Source organism: Nocardia sp. NBC_01388 (genome assembly GCF_045040085.1).
In the GTDB taxonomy this organism is placed as follows: Bacteria; Actinomycetota; Actinomycetes; order Mycobacteriales; family Mycobacteriaceae; genus Nocardia.
In genome coordinates this window covers 3,191,682-3,210,054 of sequence record NZ_CP109553.1, presented here as the reverse complement: position 1 = coordinate 3,210,054, position 18,373 = coordinate 3,191,682, and the positions used below count along the sequence as shown (strand labels likewise).

The window sequence follows — 18,373 nt, the reverse complement described above, 5'->3', positions numbered from 1 at the left end:
CGGCCACGATGGTGAGGGGCCCGATTCCGGCCCGAAACCCGTGGAAGGACAAGACGATTACGACGCTGACCTCGGTGATGACCGGCGCGTACGGCCTCTACTCCGGCTCCAAGGCCGCCGTCGAGCGCATGGTGCTCGCGCTCGCCAAGGAGATCGGCGGCCGCGGCGTCACCGTCAATGCCGTCGCTCCCGGACCGGTCGACGACTCCTTCTATCGCGGCGCCGAAACGCCCGAGGCGCTGAGCCACCGGATTGTCGATCCGCGCCCCGACGGCCGCTCGGCCGTCCGTGGTCCGGTGGTGCCCACTCTGGAGGACTGCCAAGCCCAATTGCGCCGCGGCCATGGCGTCTGGTTCGCACCCCGGCAGATGGCCCAATGGGCACTGTGCCCGGGTGTGGCCCTGGTCCCCATCGCCGATATAGCGCCGACCCCCCTCGCGGTCGTGTGGCCGCAGTCCACTCCTCGAGATCTCGTCGACGCCCTGATCGCCGCCGCACGGGCATCCGCGAACACACAATTCGAACGATCTTGATTCAACGCGTGTCCGGCGGCGGGTAGCGCCGCAGTCCGTCCGCGAGCTGTTCGGCCATGTGTTCCAGCTGGTCGGGGGTGAGATGCTTGCCGAACATCGCAGCCTTGAGCAGCCGCCGGCGCACCTCGCTGATCTGCAGGTGAGCGACGACGGTCGGGTCGAGTTCTGGCACGGTCGGGCAGACTACCTCGAGTCGAACAAAGTTTCGATACAAGCGCCGGGCGGGGGCGCGTCACGAATGAGCGGCCCGGTGCTGTTCCTGGACCGGCTGCTGGGCGCCCGCGACTACTGGCTATCCGATTTCCGGCAATGGTTTGGGCTCGCCCGGGTCCGGGATGGGGTGCGGCGGGTTCAAGGGGTCCGGGGCAGGCGGGGTCGGTGGGATGGGCGCTGGATCCGGCTGGGGCACAACAGGGTCCGGGGTCGAGGGGACCGGGTCCGGCGGCGGGATCGGCGGAACCGAACCGGCGATCCCGGCCGGCTGCGGCGGTGCCGAATGCTGCGGGCTTCGGGGGAGCTCTGTATCGGTCATGAGAGTCGAGTACCCGCGGATCCCGGGCCGAACCGGTCTAGATCATCTTTCCCGCGGAATCATCTTTCCCTCGGACGCCGGCCGCCCGCGCTCACAGCTGGGTGAACTGTGAGCTGGGGTACGGCTGCAGGAACTGCTGGAGCGGGCGGGTTGCGGGTCCTTCGATCTGGGTGCCGTCCGGCGCGAATCGGGAACCGTGCAGCGGGCAGTCCCAGGAGCGCTCGGCATCGTTCCAGGCCAGGATGCCGCCCAGATGGGGGCAGATCGCCGATACCTCGGTGGTCTGCCCGTCCACCGTGCAGACCGCGGTGGGAATGAGGCCGTGGCGTTCGACTCGGCCGCAGCCTTCCGCGGGCAACGCGGTCGGAGGGGAACCGGCCGCGCGACGCCAGCCGGACAGCAACCGGTGTGCGACAGACACATTGGAGGTGACAGCGGCGGGAAGTGACCGCAGCTCCGAGGGGCGCCAGCTGGCGAAGGTCCGGGCCCAGGCGGGTGGTTTGCCGGTGACGCGGCCCGCGATGGCCAGTGCCGCGGCCACCCCGTTGGTCAGTCCCCATTTGGCGTAGCCGGTGGCGACCAGAATATTGTCGCGGCCCGGCAGCAGCGGTCCCACATAGGGCAGTTCGTCGACGGGCAGATAGTCCTGGGCGGACCAGGAGTGCAGCGGTTCGGCTGTGGGGCACCAGGTTCGGGTCCATTCGATCATTTCCTCGGTGCGCAGCCGCGGCGCTGGTTCCCGGCCCACCGTATGGTCGTTGCCGCCGACGAGCAGCACGTCCCCGTCCGGTGACGGCGTGTACCGCAGCGACCGGGTGGGGGAGCCCGCGCTGAGGAACATCTCGTGCGGAACCGGTTCGGTCACCGCGAAGGCGGTCAGATAGGAACGCTGCGCCGTGAGCCTGGTGAAGAACCCGCCGCGATCGAGTATCGGTGTGCCCGTGGCGATGACGACCGTGCGAGCGATCAGATCGCCGTGCTCGGTCTCGATGATCAGATCGTTGTTCTTGCCCGAGCGTACATTTCGGGCGAGCGTGGATTCGAAGATGGAGGCGGCATGCCCCTCGATATCGACCGCCAGGGCCGCCAGCAGCGCCATCGGATCCAGCTGCGCCTGATCCTCGAGCCGCACCGCGCCGTAGGACGGAAACGGGGTGGCTATCTCGCCGAGCAGGTCGACCGGCATTCCCACGGCCTGCGCCGCCTCGAATTCCCTGCGCACAGCGGATATTTCGGCCTTGCTCTGCGCATAGGTGAGAGCAGCTTCGTGCTGGACCGGCACCGTCCGCTCCTCGCAGTACCTCATCAGCCATTGCTGCCCAGCACGATTGGCGTCGATATAGGCGCGTAGTGTCTCGTCACCGTGCCGCCGGCGGATCCGCTGGGCGCGAGTTCCCTGCAGCAGACTGACTTTTCCGGTCGATGCGCCGGTGGTGCCCGCCCCGACCCGCCGGCCCTCCAGCACCGCGACCTGCACACCGCTCTCGGCCAGCAGCAGGGCCGTCGCCAATCCGGTGATACCGCCGCCGATTACGACGGTATCGAACCGGGAGCCGGGGGTGAGCCGCAGCCGGGCCGGGACTTGGGCGTCGTCCAGCCATAGCGAAGTCATGGTTCGGGTATAGCCCGTCACGGTGTTGTGAAACAGTGCGGCACCGTGAAACAGTGCGGCACCGCGAAACAGTCGCGGGGCCGGGCAGCGTCGCTGCCCGGCCCCGATGCGAACCGTGGTGGTGGAAATTCAGGCTCAGTAGTAGTGGCTCCGACCACCCACCGCGCGTCCCGTCGAACCCAGCACCATGAGCACGGCGCCTGCGACGAGCAGTACAACTCCGATGGTCGTCAAAAGCGGTATGCCGAGCAGAATGCCGGCAAGGAGCAGGACCAAACCGAGAATGATCATGACACTTCCTTGAGATGGACGGCGCGCCGGGCGACCCGGCGCTTGTGTTGCTATAGCCGCAGCGATCGGCTCTAAACGGGGTGAAGCGATGAAAGTTGTTGCGGTATCACGGTTTCATAACGACCCGCATGGGTAGTCAAGGGTTGTGCCACTCGGACCCGACCGATGGGAGCAGCAGATGCAGTGCGATGAGATAGTGCTACCGGTATCCGGCCTGCGAGTGGAATGGCGGCCCACCGATCAGCACTTCCGCATTCGCCCCGCGGGGGCCGCGGACTCCGGCGCGGCGGCGCCACCGTGGCGAACATGGCAGGGCCACAACGATATGGCGGTAGGCGCATCAGGGCCGATTCCGCAGGAACCGCAGGCGATGTGGTGGGCGGTATGGGGCGAGTACAGCGGTAACGATGTGCAGGTCACCCTGGACGATCAGAGTCGTCCGGGCGTGGTGGTCTTCAATCGGCTGTGGATCTGCGAATGGCGCGGACCCGAGCGCGAGGCCACCGTGGTGACCGCGGGCCGGCAGGCCGAAATCCAGTTCGCCTCACCCGTTTACGCGGCGCCGCATGCGGGGCGGACCCGCCACAGCGGCGGCGCGAGCCATATCGAGACACCCGCCGGGTTCCACGAGATCCCCCGGCGGCGGTGAGCGGGCTGAGGTTTACGACGCGACTGTCGGGGTAGGCCCGCAGATATCGCGTTCGAACAGCAGAAGGAGCTCGTGGATGACCGATCAGCTCAGTGATATGCGTGTTCTTTTCATCACCTCGAATACCGGTGTGGAGCGAGACGAGTTATTGACACCGCTTGCCTGGCTGCGGGATTCCGGTGCGAGGGTGACACATGCGGCGGCGAAACTCGAGGATGTGCAGACCTTCGTGCACGATGTCGAAAAGGATGTCATCGTGCAGCCGGACAAGTCGCTCGATGATATCGAGGTCGACGATTACGACCTCCTCGTGATTCCCGGCGGAACGGTGAATGCGGACAAACTCCGAATGTCGGATCGGGCTGTGGAATTGGCACAGCAGTTCGCCGGCGCGGGTAAGACCATTGCGGCCATCTGCCACGGCCCCTGGCTTCTCGTCGAAGCCAATCTGCTTCCGGGTAAGACGCTGACCTCGTATCCGTCGCTGCGCACCGACATTGTCAATGTCGAGGGCGCCTGGGTCGATCGACCCATTGTGCTCTCACCCGAAGACGGCTGGATCCTCATCACCTCGCGTAACCCGGGAGATCTGCCGGACTTCACCGACGCCATCAACCGGACCATCAATCCGAACGTCGATTGATGGCGGTCCGTGGTCCGTATTCGCCTGTGGCACAGCACAACAGCAACAGCAACAGTGGTCCCGCCCGTCGAACGGGCGGGACCATCGCCCGTCCTGTCTCAGGCCGCCATGGCCAGCTGCGCCTGCCACATCCACCGCAGCTGCTCCAACCGTGCGGCAATGCCCACGAGTAGATCCCGCGTTCCCGGATCGTTCGTCCTCGTCGCCTGGGTTCGTCCGCGCAGTCGCGCGATCACGATGGCGAGATTGTCGACGATCGCCTCCACGACGGCATTGCCGAGTTGCCAGCCGTCGGGCAGTGCCAGCGCCCCCGAATCCTCCACGACCGTCACCACCTGCCCGTCATTGCTGAATCCCAGCGCGGCGGCGCGTCCGGTCGCGGCGTCGGTGAATCGGCGCACCACGGAGACCAATTCGTCGAGCGCGGCCTGAATGGGGCCCAGGTCGCGGTCGATGACGTTCCAGCGTGCCTGCTTTGCGATGAGTGACAGGTCGATCAGGTCGATCACGGTGGCGCGCAACGCATCTTCGGAAATCTGCTGCTGCTTCGCATCGAAGGTACTCGTTCTGGGTTCCGGCACTGCCGAATCCTTTCGTAGTGGGACGTGCAATCGAGTACCCGCGAACCGCCGGCTCAATCAGACCAAGATCGGAATACCGCCGGGCGCTGCGTCCGAATACCGGTGCGACCAGGCGGTTGGACACCTCATATTTTGCTGATGACAGATGGGGACGACCGCTCGGACGGCGTCGATATGGCGGTGATCGCGGCTGGCGACGCGCAGGGGATCGGCCGGTTCCGGTTCCGGTTCGCGGATCAGAGCTGGGAATGGTCCGACGAAGTGGCGCGCCCCTTCCCGAGCTGCTCGAGCACCGGGCGGTGATCGAGCAGGCCAAGGGCGCGCTCACGGTGGTCTACGGCCTGACCGCGGACCAGGCGTTCCGGGTGCTGAAATGGCGTTCCCAGGAGACCGATACCAAGCTGCGGGCCCTGGCGGCTCAGCTCATGGATGAGTCGCCGATGCTGCCGCCGGTCGGTGCGCGTACGCGCACCGCGGCCGACCACATTATTTTGACGGTTCACTAGCGGATACCCGCGATGTAGCACTGTGCGCCGTCGGGCTCGCAGATACCGATGGTGCAGAAGCGGTTTCGATGCTGTCCGTATTGGCAACCCTCCAGGAAGACACGCAATCCGAGGAGGGTGAGATGCAACAGCTGACAGTGCGGCTGAAGTCCGCAGTTGCCACCGCGAAGCGACCGCTCGATTTCGAGAGCGCCACTCGCCTGCGCCGGCGCGTACGGGCCCTGGCGGTCGAATGTGACACGACCCGCTACCCCGACACCGAACGAGTGCAGCTGAACAAGCTTCGTAACCAGGCGGTTCGGACCGTCGAACTGGCAGTTCAGCGCGCCGATGAATCCTCCAGGCTGGCCGGTATTCCCCGATAGTAACGTTTCGATAACGACCCGATGGGTAACTCATGGTTATGGCAACGACACGAGGAAGTTCCACCCGTATCGCCGGAATCGACTGGGGAACCGCCCTTTTGGCGCTCGCGGCCTGTCTGTTCTTCATCGGCGGCATTGCCGTTCTGACACAGTCCTGGACCACCTCCGCAGTGGCGGGCGGCAGTCTGCTGATCGGGCTGACAGCAATTCTCAATGTCCTTCGCGAGCACTGAGTGTCCTTCGCGAGCACTGAGTGTCCTTCGAGAACACTGAGTGTCCTTCGAGAACACTGAGTGTCCTTCGAGAACACTGAGTCCGTGGATATCCTTCGCGCGGTGGTGTCGCTGCGCGCCGCTGAGCGAACTTCTGTGCAGACTGTTTGACGGTGGTGTGTCCGGGTAGACGAAGCCTACGGTTCGGACTCGGGAGTCGTCATGGCGGAAGTGTCCGGCGCGGCCGGAAACAGTGTGGTTCGGACATTGATTCCGGCGCGGATCGATCGGCTGCCGTGGTCGAGGTTCCACACGCGGATGGTGCTCGCGCTCGGGGTAGCGTGGATTCTCGACGGACTCGAGATTACGGTCGCCAGTTCGGTCGCCGATACGCTGACCAAACCCGAGACGCTGCATATGTCCTCGACCGCGGTCGGCCTGGTGGCGACGGTCTACCTGGCAGGCGAGGTGGTCGGCGCGCTGCTGTTCGGCAACCTCTCCGATCGGCTCGGGCGCCGGAAACTGTTCCTGGTCACCCTGGCCATCTATCTCATCGGTAGTGGACTCACCGCGCTCACGCTGGGCAGCGGCGCCGGCTGGGTGCTCTTCCTGTATCTCACACGCTTCATTGCCGGCATGGGCATCGGCGGTGAGTACGCGGCGGTCAATTCCGCTATCGACGAACTGATTCCGGCGCGCTACCGCGGGCGCGTGGACATCGCTGTGAACGGAACCTATTGGGCCGGTGCGGTTATCGGCACGATCGGCACCTACATCCTGCTCAATCATATGAGCCTGTCGGTGGGCTGGCGGCTCGGCTTCCTGATCGGGCCGGTGCTGGGCGTGGTGATCCTGTTCGTGCGCCGTCATCTTCCGGAGAGCCCGCGCTGGCAGATCATGCACGGGCATGCGGAAGACGCCGAGCAATCGATCGCCGAGATCGAGCGTGACGTAGCGGCGGCCGGGGTTACCGTGCCGCCGGTCGACGAGTCCCGGGCCATGGAGATCAAACCCGCCGAGCAGATCGGCTATGTGGCGCTGACGCGCGTACTGTTCCGCGAGTACCCCTCGCGGGCGATTCTCGGCGCGAGCCTCATGATCAGCCAATCCTTCCTGTACAACGCGATCTTCTTCACCTACACGCTGGTGCTCGGGAAGTTCTACGATGTGCCCTCCTCGTCCACGCCCATTTATCTGATCGCCTTCGCGGTCGGAAATCTGATCGGGCCGCTCGCGATCGGGCACCTCTTCGACACCCTCGGCCGGCGCACGATGATCTCCGGCACCTACATAATTTCCGGTGCGCTGCTGGCGATATCGGCGGGGCTGTTCTATGCGGGCGTCCTCAACGCGATCACCCAGACCCTCTGCTGGTGTGTCATCTTCTTCTTCGCCTCGGCGGGCGCCAGTTCCGCCTATCTCACGGTGAGCGAGATCTTCCCGCTGGAGGTGCGGGCGAAGGCGATCGCCGTATTCTTCGCTATCGCACAGTGTTTCGGTGCTCTCGGGCCCGTCATCTACGGTGCGCTGATCGGTGACGGTTCGGCCCCGGTCCGGCTGTTCATCGGATACCTGTTCGCCGCGTTGATCATGATCGCCGGCGGTGTGATCGCCCGCGTACTCGCGGTCGATGCCGAGGGGAAGTCGCTCGAGGATGTCGCGCTGCCCCTGGCGGCAACGCGGCGGGGTGCGGCCATCGAAGGATGACCGCACCCCGCCGGTGCAGTGGCCGAGCGTTTAGCGCACGGCGCGGCGACCGGTCACGAGATTGACCAGGAACAGCAGGATCACCGCGCCACCGAGGCAGGTGAAGAAGCTGAACCACAGACCGCCGCCTTCGACGTCGACTCCGAAGAGCTTCAGCAGGAAACCGCCGATCAGGCCGCCGATCACGCCCACGACGATATTGAGCAGAATGCCCTGCTGAGCGTCGGTCTTCATGATCTTGCTGGCGATCCATCCGGCCAGCCCGCCGATAATGATCCATCCGAGAATGCCGAGGCCGAGCATGTCCTTCTCCTTCTGTAGACGTCGCCGAAACAACCGGCGTCCTGTGCAGCACATACCCGGCCCCGGCAAAAGGATGCGGCCCTCGGCCGAGAATTTTCGGCGCCCGCGAATCGTCCGGCTGTGACCGATTTGTCTCGTGCGGGCGGGGTATGTCGGGCATATCAGCTGGATATTCGTAGGAGGCACGGGCACAGGAACTGCCGGCACCGTCAATGGCGATGGGAATCTCGATGGCGAGGGGCATGTCCGGCAGATCTGTTCACGGCGGTGCGATTCAACTGGTTTCTGCCGGGTATTCGTTCAATGTCCAAGTGACACAACAATATTCGGAGGTACATACCGTGTCCGAACACAACAGTGGTCCCCGCGAAGGTCTCGAAGGCGTTGTCGAAGGCGTCAAGGGTAAGGCCAAGGAGGCTGCCAGTGCGGTCCTCGGGAACGATGACCTGCGCGAAGAGGGGCGCGCCCAGCAGGACAAGGCCGACTCGCAGCGCGAGGCCGCGCAGAAGGAAGCCGCTGCCGAGAAGGAACGGGCGGTAGCCGCGCTCGACGAACAGCGCCAGCGTGCGCATCAGCGGGGGCAGTGACGCTCTGAGCAAGTCGCCCCGGTCATCTCCTGTCCGATCACGGACGGGGGGTGGCCGGGGTATTTGCTGTGGTCCGGTGACTGGTTCGGTAGCGGCCCGGGGTGGTGCCGATGATATTGGTGAACGCCGCGATGAAGCTGCTGGGGTTGGCCCAGCCGCAAGCGTAGGCGGTTCGGGTGGTGTCATGACCGTCGGCGAGCAGGACGAGCGCGTGGTAGACGCGTAGCTGCGTGCGCCACTCGTAGAAGGTCATGCCGAGCTCGGAGCGGAACAGCCGGCTGAGGGTGCGGGTGCTGGCTCCGATCGTCTTTCCGAATTCGGCCAATGTGGCGTTGTCCGAGGGGTTTTCGTGCAGCATCCGGGCGATGGCCTGCAGTCGGTCGTCCTGTGGCTCCGGCAGGTGCAGGGGCTGTTCGTGTGCTTCGCGGAGTTCGTCGACGAGGACTCGGAGCAGGCGAGCGTGCGCGGCCCGGCTGTAACCGGGCGTGGCGGGGTCGTAATTGCGGGGGCCGGTCAGGGCGAGCAGCACCTCGCGAGCGAGGTCCGAGGTCAGGAACACGGCGGGATGGTCCGGGATGAGCCGGGCGAGGGAGGGCGCGAGGAAGACAATCCGCATATCGGTATCGCCGTGGGCGCGGTGGTAGTGCGTGAATCCGGCAGGGGTCCAGGCGACCCGGTTGGCGGGAACAACCGATGTACCGCGCTCGGTGTGCACCGCCAGGACACCGCTGGCCGCGTACACCAGGTGTCCCCGTGAATGCGACTGCAGCTCACTTGTTTCCTCGGACGGGTACAGGTGGCGGCCACCGGAGGGCCAGATATGTGAGGTCACACCGGCGCCGGGGCGAGGTTGGCGGGGAACAGGCATCAATTGGCATTCTATCGGTAGTACGCCACCTCTCTGATCTGGTGATATTGCCTGTGTGCGGCGGTGCGCCCGCCACCGCGGCTCTAGAGAGGGAGAGACTCATGACGACGTTCGTGCTTGTGCCCGGCGCGTGGAAGGGTTCCTGGGCGTATGAGGCGGTAATTCCGTTGCTGGAGCGTGCCGGTCACACTGTGCATGCCCTGACCCTGACCGGTCTGCGGTCGGACGACGATGACGCGACGATCGCAACCGCCAACCTCGACACGCACGCCGACGATGTAGTGCGGCTCCTCGACCGCCACCACATCACCGATGCCACGCTGGTCGGCCACAGCTATGCGGGGATGGTGGTCGCCGCGGCCGCCGATCGCGCGGACGGCCGGATCTCACGACTGGTGCATCTCGACGCCTACGTACCGAGCGACGGCGACTCGTGCTGGTCCTCGACCAACGACCACTTCCGCGATGTCTTCGCCACCGGTGCTGTGGACACCGGCTACACCGTCCGGCCACCGGCCGGTGGCGATCCCCGCCGCCGTCCCCATCCGCTCGCCGCGTTCCTGCAAAAGATCAGGCTCACAGGCGGTTTCGCCGAGGTTCCCCGTCGGGAATTCGTCTACTGCTCGGGGTGGGAAGACCGGACCCCGTTCGCCGAACTGCGGACCCGGCTGCAAGCCGATCCCGAATGGCAGGTCCACGACCTGCCCACCGCACACGACGCAATGCATGAGGCCCCGGAGGCGGTCGCGGCCATACTGCTCGCCGATTGACCTGTGCCGACCTGCCGGGGCCCGAGATCACCCGCGGCTGTCGAGCGTTTCCTTGACCTTCGCGATCGCGAAGCCCCAGGCCTGATCCACCGTGGGCTTCGGGGGTATGGAGATTTCGTCGGGGTTGGTCAGCACATCGAGCAGAATCGGCCGCCGCAACGAAAGTGCTTCGGCGAGAACGCCGTTCAGCGCTTCGGGATCGGTCACCCGGCGCGATTCGAGCCCCATCGCCGCCGCTACGGCCGCCAGATCCGGATTGTCCAGCACCGTACCGAATTCCGGCAGCCCGCCCTGTTCCTGCTCGAGCTTCACCATCCCGAGCCGGCCATTGTCGAACACCACGAACGTGACCGGCAGGTCATAGCTGACCGCGGTGCGCAGATCGCCCAGCAGCAGCATCAGACCGCCGTCACCGCAGCAGGCGATCACCTGCCGATTGCGGTCCAGGGCCTGTGCGCCGAGCGCCTGCGGCAGGGCATTGGCCATGGACCCGAAGTTGTAGGAACCCAGCAGTCGCCGGTCCCCGCGCAGCGTGAGGAATCTGGAGATCCAGACGGTGGACATGCCCGTATCCGTGGTGAAGATGGCATCGTCGGCGGCGTGCGTGTCCAGCGCCGCGGCCACGGCCTCCGGCCGGATCAACTCGTCCGGGTTGTCGAGGTGACGGCGCAGGCGGCCCAGCAGTTTTCGATCATGACCGGCGTCCGCCAAGCGGTGCTGGCGTTCCACCCAGGTCTGATAGTGATGCTGCGCGGTCTCGAGATGTCCGTCGGAGGGGGTGTTCTCGAGCAGGGGCAGCAGTACACCCAGCGCTGGTTGGCAGTGCCCGACCAGCGACACATCGACGGCCGTGCGGCGGCCGATGTGCTCGAGGCGCCTATCGAGCTGAATGACCGTCTTCCCGGTCGGGTACCAGTCGGTATAGGGAAAGTCGGTGCCCACCATGAACAGCACATCGCACTCGGCCAGCGCGGCATGGGCAGCCGGGTTGCCGATCAGCCCGGTCTGGCCGACGGCGAACGGATTGTCTTGTTCGAGAGCCTCTTTGGCCTTGAGCGTGAGCACCATCGGCGCACTCAGGCGTTCGGCGATCTGCAGGATCTCCGCTCGCGCCTCCCGGGCGCCCACCCCGACCAGCAGTGTCACCTTCTCGGCGCCGTTCAATACGTCGGCGGCCTCGGCGAGCTCGGCGCCACCGGGCACGACGGTGCGACTACGCGAGACGAATCGAGGTGTGGGCGAACCACTCTCGACCTTCGCACCCGCGATATCGCCGGGAACGGTCAGGACTGCCACGCCCGGGCGCGACATCGCGGCGTTCACGGCCTGTTCGAACATGCGCGGCAGCTGGGCCACACTGGTCACCGTGGCGGTGAACTCGGCGACGTCGCGGAAGACCGCGTCATTGTCGACTTCCTGGAAGTACTCGCTGCCGATATCGGCGGTCGGCACCTGACCGCAGATCGCCAGCACCGGAGCATGCGACTTCTTGGCGTCGTAGAGACCGCCGAGCAGATGGATCGAACCGGGGCCGACGGTGCCCATGCAGACACCGAGGGTCCCGCTCAATTGTGCTTGTGCCCCAGCGGCATACGCGGCCACCTCTTCGTGCCGGACGCCGATCCACTCGATCCGATCTTCCCGGCGGATGGCGTCGGTAATGGGATTGAGGGCATCGCCCACGACTCCCCAGATCTGGGTCACGCCTTCGTCGGCGAGGGCGGTGACGATCATTTCGGCAACCGTGGTCATCTGCTCACTCCTGAATGCTCATGCGATCCGGGCGATTTCGACAGGGCCGAGGGCTTGTTCGCGCAACGTGGACAGGGTCTTGGTCAATATGCGTGATACCTGCATCTGCGAGACGCCCAGTCGCTCGGCGATCTGCGCCTGGGTGCGATTGTCGAAGAAGCGCCAGAGGAGAATCTGGCGTTCGCGTGTGGGCAGCGCCGCCAGCAGCGGGCGCACCGTCATCGCATCCTCGAGCAGTCGATAGCTGGGTTCCTCGGCGCCGAGCGTGTCCGCGATCGCGGCCGGGCCCGAATCGTCGTCACCGCGGGGCGTATCCAGCGAGGTGGCCTGATAGGCATTGCGGGCGACCATGGCCTGGGTGACCTCGCCCAGCTCGACGTCGAGTTCGGCGGCGATCTCGCGGGCGGTGGGCATCCGGCCCAGACGATGCGACAGAGTCTCGGTCACCGGGCCCAGCTGCTGCTGCAGCTCCTTGGCTCGGCGCGGCACCCGCACGGCCCAGGTGTGATCGCGGAAATGCCGGCGCACCTCACCCATGATCGTGGGGATGGCGAAGGACAGGAAGGTACTGCCGTACGAAACATCGAAGCGATCCACGGCCTGCACCAACCCCAGCCGGGCGATCTGGTGCAGATCGTCGAACTGTTCGCCGCGTCCGGTGAAGCGCCGGGCGATGTGCTCGGCCAGCGGCAGACACGCCTCGATGATCTGCTCCCGCATGGGCGCATGCTGGGGATCATCGGCTGTCAGCGCGGCCAGTTTCTCGAACCAGGGCTCGATATTGTCGTAGCTGTCGCCGGTGCCACGCGACTGCCGGGGTGCTTCGGCTGGAAGTATCGCCTCGGACATGACGGTTCCTCACTGCAGATCGAATCCGACTCTTCGTGAGCTACCCGGGCATCAGTTATTCAAACAGCTCCATTATGACGCTGTCGTCGCAGTGCCTCCGTGCGACTCCGTCGCAGTGCCTCCGTGCGACTCCGTCGCAGTGCCTCCGTGCGACTCCGTCGCAGTGCCTCCGTGCGACTCCGTCGCAGTGCCGCCGTGCGACTCCGTCGCAGTGCCGCCGTGCGACTCCGTCACAGTCACCCGACTGTGACGCGCGCGCCGGACGGTTCACACCGACCGGGTAGTCTGCCCGCACCGGGCGATCGGGCAGCAGGCGGGAACGGAGAGTGCCATGGGTACGACGGTAGGACTACGGGTACCCGCGGTGCCGGAGCAGCTGACCCTATTGCGTGCCCTCAGCGAAACCGTCACCATGCTGGCCGATTTCGACCTCGGGGAGGTCAATGACATCCGGCTCGCCCTCGATGAGGTCGCCACGGTGCTGATCCGCGACGCTGCGCCGGGTTCGACGCTCGAATGCGATCTGACCTACGACGAGGACGAGCTGACCGTCCGGGTCTCGACGATCACCTCCTCGGAGGCCGCCCTGGAGGATCACGGTCTGAGCTGGCATATCGTGCGCGCTCTGACCGATTCACTCGATGCCACCCAGGGCGCCTACGCCCGCCCGGCGGCCGGGTATCCGACCGTCGTCCAGTTCCGCCGGCATCGTGATGCGCAACAGCGCAGCCGGGGCTGACGAGCGACGATCACTCGGCGCCGGCCAGCGCTTCCTCCACCGTGCCGTAGATATCGAGCAATTCATCGAGCCCGGTCAATTCGACCGGACGACGCACCGGCGCTGTGGCGACCACCCGCAGTTCGCGCCCGGCGCTCGCCTCCAGCGCCTCCACCAGCACACTCAACCCGGCCGAGCCGAAGAATCCCACCTCGGACAGGTCGATGACGAGCACCGGCGCACCGGTGCTCAACGCTTCGGCCACCGCCGAGGACAGCTTCGGCGCCGAGACCATATCGACCTCGCCGACCGCGGACAGCACCACCGCGGCGTCGGCCGATCGCGTCCGAAGGACCAGCTCTCTCACTTCATTGCTCACTTCTTCGCTACCTCCGGACAGGGCACCCGCACGAGCCGACCGCTCTTGCTTGGCAAGTCACCCTACTGGTGAGACTTCGGTGCTGCTGTCCCAACCCTTTTCGTTGACCGGAACAGTGTCGGACCGGAACAGTGTCGGACCGGAACAGTGTGAGGTTAGAGCAGCACGAGGGCCGGACGAGTACGTGACTAGACGAGCGGCAGGCGGATGTACAGGCAGGTCCCTTGCGGGCCGGTGTGCATGCGCACCAGGTCGGCGAGCTGGTTGACGATCAGCAGACCGCGGCCGCCGGGAACCCGCGCCGGTGCGGGCAGCCGCCCGGCGAGCGGGTTGGTGATATGCCCCGAGTCGGAAATCTGGCAGCACAGCTGCCCCTCCGACACCCACATCGCGAGGGTGCCGCTCCCGCCGCCGTGCACCACCGAGTTAGTGGTGGTTTCGGCAACGACCAGTTCCAGATCCACGATTCGTTCCGCGGCCATCCCCGCGTTCCGGGCGTAGTCCACCGCCAGATGCCGAATGCCCGACAGCGCCGCACCGTCGAACGCGAGCAGCATGGCCGCGGCGGGCGGCTCGGCCAGCGGCCGGTTGTACATCGCCAGAATCTGATCCGGATCGTATGCGCTACTGGCGCTTTCGCCGCTGCTGTCGATCAGCGTCGGGTGCGTTGCGCGGGCGTCGGCCAGGACTTCGGGCGGGAGCGCCGTGGTGTTGTACGGGCACAGAATGGTGACCTCGCGTCCGGCGAACGCCGCATTGATGAGCGCTTCGTGCTGAACGCAGGCGGGGTACTCCGTCGCTGAGCGATCAGCCCAGATCGGTTCGCCGATGATGCGAACCCGTCCCGCCGGGTGCGGGTCCGCGAACGCCCGCAGCACACCGGGAATGATCCGGCCGGGATTGCGCCCCTCGATGGTCATATCCAGCAACCGCACCGAATCGGCATCCGAACCCAGTTCGGCCCGCAGCAGCGCCAGATTGCCGGTCGGAACGGACACCGCGACGGGTTCGCCGTGGGCCAGCCCTTCCCGAATGAAACCGAGTGTGCCGGAAAGATACTCGTCGCTGTCGCGGTAGAAGAGCGCGGGATGGACGAAGGGATCGGTGGTGTGGGCCGCGCTCATGAGCGAGCCAGTTCGATAGCCGCCTCGGCAGGCCAGAACTGCCCCAGCAGGCGCAGCATGGACATCGGCGGGCGGTGCAGGACCAGTCGCCGGTCCGAGGTGGCGCCCTGCGATGCCTCAACCAGGATCAGCGTGCCGTGGGTATCGATGAACCGCAGCTCCGACAGATCCAGGTGGACGTCGTCGGCGGTGGGCAGTGTGCCCAGCGCTGCCTGCCAGTCGCCATGGTTGGTGAAATCGACTTCGCCGACACAGCGCAGGCCGGGCGGGCGGCCGGTCGAATACACGTGCAAAAAGCCTGGGCCAGGGGATAGTCGAGCGGAATTCCCGGGAACCTGCCCGGGTTGTGTGATCACCGTCTGTCACTCTTTCTGCCGGACTCCGGCATAGGAAGCTGGTGCACATGCTACGCGCGACCGCAGTGGTGGACCCGTACGCGCTGTACGGATGGCCGAATACCCAGCGCGTGGCGATTTACCCACCGCTGTTTGCGGCGCGAATGCCGGGGTATCCGCGCTGAGCCGGAACTCGGCAGGTCAGCAGACCGGCCGGCGAACCGGAGAGAGTGGGGAGAGTCATTTCCGAGCACATTCGAGGCGACCATCCCGAGGCCGCGGAACCACCACCGGACGCGGAGGTCCGATCCGCCGAGCACGGTCACAGTGATGTTGTCGCGCAACCGCATACCGGAGCCGAAGGCGGCGCCATCATCGATGCCGAAGCCCGGGCCGCCGAGGCGAGCAGTTCCGAGTATCCGTTCGGCAGGCCCGGGCGGCGCTTCGACCGGCGTTCGCCCTTCATGGTCGGCTTGGCGGGCGCCGCCGGTGTCGCGGTCACCTATGCGGGGATCCAGATATTGCTGGCCGTGGGGCAGGTCCTGATATTGATCGTGGTCGCGCTCTTCCTGGCGATCGGTATGGAGCCGGCGGTGTCCTGGCTGGTGCGGCCGTGGTTTCCGCGCTGGGCCGCCGTCACCACCGTCTTCCTGATCGGCATCGGCTTGTTCGCGGGCTTTCTCGCCGCAGCGATTCCGCCGCTGGTGACGCAGGGCGGGGCGTTCATTCATAACGCGCCCGATTACGTCAGCCACCTCTCGCAGCGCTATCCGTTCATCCATGACCTCAATGACCGCTACCACCTACAGGATCGCCTGCAGCAGACGCTCGGCACGGATCCCTCGCATGTACTCGGCGGGGTGCTGGACGCCGGGCGGGAGGCGTTCAGCATTCTCAGTTCCACACTGATCGTGGCGGTTCTCACCGCGTATTTCATGGCCAATTTCACCCAGATCCGGTCGTCGATCTACCGGTTGTTCCCGAACGACCGCAGACCCCGCGCGATTCTCATCGGCGATGAGATCTTCACCAAGGTCGGCGGTTACATCCTCGGCAATCTGCTGATCTCCGTCATCACCGCGGTGCTGACCTTCATCTGGCTGCTCACCTTCGACGTTCCGTATCCGCTGCTGCTGGCGGTGCTGGTCGCCCTGCTCGATCTGATTCCCATTGTGGGGTCCACCATTGCCGGCGTTGTCGCAGCCCTTGTCGCACTGACGGTTTCGGTGCCCATCACCATCGCCACGATCGTCTTCTTCATAGTGCTGCGGCTGCTCGAGGACTATCTGCTCGTGCCGCGGATCATCGGTCGCACGGTGCAGGTTCCGGCGCTGGTCACCGTCGTCTCGGTACTGCTCGGCGGTGCGCTGCTCGGCATTATCGGTGCGCTGCTGGCGATTCCGGTCGCGGCGGCGGGCCTGTTGATTGTGCGCGAAACGCTGCTGCCGTCCTTGGACAAGCGCTGACCGGTGCTGAACTACCCAGGGTGCGCAGCGTTTGCGGTCACTCGGGCGGGGTAGTCGGACCTCGTCTGGAGGTCGTGAAATGTCCGAAGTTTTATCGGCCACCGAGACTCCGCCGGTAACGCCGACGGATCTGGGTGGGCAGTCGTGGCGGTGGGTGCTGATGCGCCTCGGGCGACGGCTCTGGGACGACGAACTCACGGATTGGGCTGCCGCGCTTACCTATTACAGTGTGTTGTCGATATTTCCGGGTCTGCTCGTCATCACCTCGGTGCTCGGATTGCTCGGCCCCGGGGCTACCGCATCGTTGATCGACACCCTCCGCGATATCGGCCCGGGCAGCGGAACAGCGATGCTGGTGGATGGGATCAAGGAACTCGACGGTGCGCGATCGGCGGCGGGTCCGCTGGCCATCGTGGGTCTGGTCACGGCCTTCTGGACGGCTTCCACCTATATCGGCGCCTTCATCCGTGCGGTCAATTCGATCTACGGGACCGCGGAGGGCCGCCCGATCTGGAAGACTCTGCCGCTCCGGCTGGGACTGACCACGGCGATGATGGTGCTGGTGTCGTTGTGCGGCATCGGCGTAGTTGCCAGTGGCACCATTGCCGACCGGATCGGGCATTGGCTCGGGGTCGGTTCGGCGGGGGTGACGGTCTGGAATATCGCCAAATGGCCGGTGCTGGCGGTGCTGGTCAGCGTGGTGCTGGCGATGCTGTACTGGCTGGCGCCCAATGCCCGCCAGCTGGGCTGGCGGTGGCTGACGCCGGGCAGTGTGCTCGCGGTGCTGCTCTGGATCGCCGCGTCGGCCGGATTCGCCTGCTACGTCACGAATTTCGGCAACTACAACAAGATCTACGGGTCGCTCGCCGGTGCGATGGTGTTCTTGATCTGGTTGTGGCTCACCAATGTTGCGGTTTTGCTCGGTGCACAGTTCGATGCGGAACTGGCCCGTGGCCGGCATATGGAACAGGGCGGTTCGCCCGATGCGGAACCGATTCTGCCACCACGCGATCCACCGGAATGAGGCGCCGGTTTCGCCGCCGTCCCGTTGAGGTAATCCGCGTGTTGACAGTCTAGAGGCGCAGGTGCCCGCCCGAGAACGCTGAGCATGCGAGAACGGAGGACGGCATGAATGATGGCGTCGCACAGGACCATTCGATTCCGACGACGGTGGGGCTACAGGTGCCGGCGGCGCCGCAGCAGCTGACCCTGCTGCGCGCACTCGCCGAAACGGTGACCCTGCTGGCCGACTTCGATATCGGTGAGGTGAACGATATTCGGCTCGTCCTGGACGAGGTGGCAATGCTCCTGGTCCGTGATGCCGTGCCCGGCACGGCACTGGACTGCGATCTGACCTGCGACTCAGACGGTGTCACCGTCCGGGTCTCCGCGGTCGCATCCTCGGCGACAGCCTTGGACGACCACAGCCTGAGCTGGCATATCGTGCGCTCACTGACCGACTCGGTCCGCACCGTAAAGGGCCTGGCCGCGCTCCCGGCCGCCGGTTATCCGACGGTCGTCGAATTCCGCTGGGTACGCAAATCTCGCGGTTGACTGAGTTTCGTTCCGGGCGAAGCGTTTGTCTCGGCGC

At 65.7% G+C, this 18,373-nt stretch carries 23 protein-coding genes and 1 pseudogene; 13 read left to right on the top strand and 11 right to left on the bottom strand.

What is annotated here, in order from left to right; translation table 11 throughout:
- The first annotated feature begins 8 nt into the window (after positions 1 to 8).
- Positions 9 to 533 carry an SDR family oxidoreductase gene (locus OG716_RS15780; protein ID WP_405138361.1) on the top strand — a complete coding sequence of 175 codons (525 nt, stop codon included), beginning with the start codon at positions 9 to 11 and terminating at the stop codon, positions 531 to 533.
- A 1-nt stretch (position 534) separates the two neighbouring features.
- On the opposite strand, the gene OG716_RS15775 is transcribed toward OG716_RS15780, so the two are convergent.
- The 3 genes from OG716_RS15775 to OG716_RS15765 all read right to left on the bottom strand — a co-directional run bounded on the left by OG716_RS15775 (position 535) and on the right by OG716_RS15765 (position 2,968).
- Positions 535 to 705 (bottom strand): DUF6374 family protein, encoded by a 171-nt coding sequence (locus OG716_RS15775; RefSeq protein WP_405138360.1) that lies wholly within the window; start codon positions 703 to 705, stop codon positions 535 to 537.
- Positions 706 to 1,156: 451 nt separating this feature from the next.
- Positions 1,157 to 2,677: an FAD-dependent oxidoreductase gene (locus OG716_RS15770; protein ID WP_405138359.1), complete on the bottom strand. Its 1,521-nt coding sequence runs from the start codon at positions 2,675 to 2,677 to the stop codon at positions 1,157 to 1,159.
- A 135-nt stretch (positions 2,678 to 2,812) separates the two neighbouring features.
- Positions 2,813 to 2,968: a hypothetical protein gene (locus OG716_RS15765; RefSeq protein ID WP_355119935.1), complete on the bottom strand. Its 156-nt coding sequence runs from the start codon at positions 2,966 to 2,968 to the stop codon at positions 2,813 to 2,815.
- Between the two features lie 145 nt (positions 2,969 to 3,113).
- Here OG716_RS15765 and OG716_RS15760 point away from each other — a divergent pair, with 145 nt between their 5' ends.
- Together OG716_RS15760 and OG716_RS15755 are read left to right on the top strand one after the other, a co-directional pair.
- Positions 3,114 to 3,617 carry a hypothetical protein gene (locus tag OG716_RS15760; RefSeq protein WP_355119934.1) on the top strand — a complete coding sequence of 168 codons (504 nt, stop codon included), beginning with the start codon at positions 3,114 to 3,116 and terminating at the stop codon, positions 3,615 to 3,617.
- Positions 3,618 to 3,693: 76 nt separating this feature from the next.
- On the top strand, positions 3,694 to 4,260 hold the full coding sequence (locus OG716_RS15755; RefSeq protein WP_405138358.1) for a DJ-1/PfpI/YhbO family deglycase/protease: 567 nt from the start codon (positions 3,694 to 3,696) through the stop codon (positions 4,258 to 4,260).
- 98 nt (positions 4,261 to 4,358) lie between these two features.
- Here the strand turns inward: OG716_RS15755 and OG716_RS15750 are convergent, their stop codons facing one another.
- On the bottom strand, positions 4,359 to 4,841 hold the full coding sequence (locus OG716_RS15750; RefSeq protein ID WP_405138357.1) for a Dps family protein: 483 nt from the start codon (positions 4,839 to 4,841) through the stop codon (positions 4,359 to 4,361).
- Positions 4,842 to 5,113: 272 nt separating this feature from the next.
- On the opposite strand from OG716_RS15750, the pseudogene OG716_RS15745 reads away from it, so the two are divergent.
- The 4 genes and pseudogenes from OG716_RS15745 to OG716_RS15730 form a co-directional block, all read left to right on the top strand.
- Positions 5,114 to 5,347: pseudogene (locus OG716_RS15745) on the top strand (ANTAR domain-containing protein); the annotation flags it as partial.
- A gap of 122 nt (positions 5,348 to 5,469) precedes the next feature.
- A complete protein-coding gene (locus OG716_RS15740; protein ID WP_355119928.1) occupies positions 5,470 to 5,712 on the top strand; it encodes a hypothetical protein in 243 nt (80 codons plus the stop codon).
- Positions 5,713 to 5,750: 38 nt separating this feature from the next.
- Positions 5,751 to 5,945, top strand: a complete 195-nt coding sequence (locus OG716_RS15735; protein ID WP_405138356.1) for a hypothetical protein — start codon at positions 5,751 to 5,753, stop codon at positions 5,943 to 5,945.
- Positions 5,946 to 6,146: 201 nt separating this feature from the next.
- Positions 6,147 to 7,631 carry an MFS transporter gene (locus OG716_RS15730; RefSeq protein WP_405138355.1) on the top strand — a complete coding sequence of 495 codons (1,485 nt, stop codon included), beginning with the start codon at positions 6,147 to 6,149 and terminating at the stop codon, positions 7,629 to 7,631.
- A gap of 30 nt (positions 7,632 to 7,661) precedes the next feature.
- Here the strand turns inward: OG716_RS15730 and OG716_RS15725 are convergent, their stop codons facing one another.
- Positions 7,662 to 7,934 carry a GlsB/YeaQ/YmgE family stress response membrane protein gene (locus OG716_RS15725; RefSeq protein WP_405138354.1) on the bottom strand — a complete coding sequence of 91 codons (273 nt, stop codon included), beginning with the start codon at positions 7,932 to 7,934 and terminating at the stop codon, positions 7,662 to 7,664.
- A 341-nt stretch (positions 7,935 to 8,275) separates the two neighbouring features.
- On the opposite strand from OG716_RS15725, the gene OG716_RS15720 reads away from it, so the two are divergent.
- Complete coding sequence (locus OG716_RS15720; protein WP_405138353.1) at positions 8,276 to 8,521, top strand: CsbD family protein; 246 nt, start codon at positions 8,276 to 8,278, stop codon at positions 8,519 to 8,521.
- Between the two features lie 37 nt (positions 8,522 to 8,558).
- Here OG716_RS15720 and OG716_RS15715 read toward each other — a convergent pair whose 3' ends face one another.
- Positions 8,559 to 9,389, bottom strand: a complete 831-nt coding sequence (locus tag OG716_RS15715; RefSeq protein WP_405138352.1) for an AraC family transcriptional regulator — start codon at positions 9,387 to 9,389, stop codon at positions 8,559 to 8,561.
- 101 nt (positions 9,390 to 9,490) lie between these two features.
- On the opposite strand from OG716_RS15715, the gene OG716_RS15710 reads away from it, so the two are divergent.
- Positions 9,491 to 10,159: an alpha/beta fold hydrolase gene (locus tag OG716_RS15710; RefSeq protein ID WP_405138351.1), complete on the top strand. Its 669-nt coding sequence runs from the start codon at positions 9,491 to 9,493 to the stop codon at positions 10,157 to 10,159.
- A 27-nt stretch (positions 10,160 to 10,186) separates the two neighbouring features.
- Here OG716_RS15710 and OG716_RS15705 read toward each other — a convergent pair whose 3' ends face one another.
- Together OG716_RS15705 and OG716_RS15700 are read right to left on the bottom strand one after the other, a co-directional pair.
- The gene (locus tag OG716_RS15705; RefSeq protein ID WP_405138350.1) at positions 10,187 to 11,911 is read right to left on the bottom strand and encodes a thiamine pyrophosphate-dependent enzyme; all 1,725 of its coding nucleotides are present in this window, start codon (positions 11,909 to 11,911) and stop codon (positions 10,187 to 10,189) included.
- 18 nt (positions 11,912 to 11,929) lie between these two features.
- Positions 11,930 to 12,760 (bottom strand): RNA polymerase sigma factor SigF, encoded by an 831-nt coding sequence (locus OG716_RS15700; RefSeq protein WP_405138349.1) that lies wholly within the window; start codon positions 12,758 to 12,760, stop codon positions 11,930 to 11,932.
- A gap of 331 nt (positions 12,761 to 13,091) precedes the next feature.
- Here OG716_RS15700 and OG716_RS15695 point away from each other — a divergent pair, with 331 nt between their 5' ends.
- Complete coding sequence (locus tag OG716_RS15695) at positions 13,092 to 13,499, top strand: anti-sigma factor (RefSeq protein ID WP_355119912.1); 408 nt, start codon at positions 13,092 to 13,094, stop codon at positions 13,497 to 13,499.
- Positions 13,500 to 13,509: 10 nt separating this feature from the next.
- Here the strand turns inward: OG716_RS15695 and OG716_RS15690 are convergent, their stop codons facing one another.
- The 3 genes from OG716_RS15690 to OG716_RS15680 all read right to left on the bottom strand — a co-directional run bounded on the left by OG716_RS15690 (position 13,510) and on the right by OG716_RS15680 (position 15,268).
- The gene (locus OG716_RS15690) at positions 13,510 to 13,857 is read right to left on the bottom strand and encodes an STAS domain-containing protein (RefSeq protein ID WP_355119911.1); all 348 of its coding nucleotides are present in this window, start codon (positions 13,855 to 13,857) and stop codon (positions 13,510 to 13,512) included.
- Positions 13,858 to 14,045: 188 nt separating this feature from the next.
- Positions 14,046 to 14,981 (bottom strand): anti-sigma factor RsbA family regulatory protein, encoded by a 936-nt coding sequence (locus tag OG716_RS15685; RefSeq protein ID WP_405138348.1) that lies wholly within the window; start codon positions 14,979 to 14,981, stop codon positions 14,046 to 14,048.
- Positions 14,978 to 15,268: an STAS domain-containing protein gene (locus OG716_RS15680; RefSeq protein WP_405138347.1), complete on the bottom strand. Its 291-nt coding sequence runs from the start codon at positions 15,266 to 15,268 to the stop codon at positions 14,978 to 14,980. Before OG716_RS15680 ends, OG716_RS15685 begins: the two co-directional genes overlap by 4 nt.
- A 302-nt stretch (positions 15,269 to 15,570) precedes the next feature.
- On the opposite strand from OG716_RS15680, the gene OG716_RS15675 reads away from it, so the two are divergent.
- From OG716_RS15675 to OG716_RS15665, 3 genes are all read left to right on the top strand, one after another.
- A complete protein-coding gene (locus tag OG716_RS15675) occupies positions 15,571 to 16,782 on the top strand; it encodes an AI-2E family transporter (protein WP_405139699.1) in 1,212 nt (403 codons plus the stop codon).
- A 79-nt stretch (positions 16,783 to 16,861) separates the two neighbouring features.
- Entirely contained in the window at positions 16,862 to 17,806 is a 945-nt protein-coding gene (locus OG716_RS15670; protein ID WP_405138346.1) for a YihY/virulence factor BrkB family protein, read from the top strand.
- Positions 17,807 to 17,910: 104 nt separating this feature from the next.
- Positions 17,911 to 18,336: an ATP-binding protein gene (locus tag OG716_RS15665; protein WP_405138345.1), complete on the top strand. Its 426-nt coding sequence runs from the start codon at positions 17,911 to 17,913 to the stop codon at positions 18,334 to 18,336.
- Positions 18,337 to 18,373 lie beyond the last annotated feature (37 nt).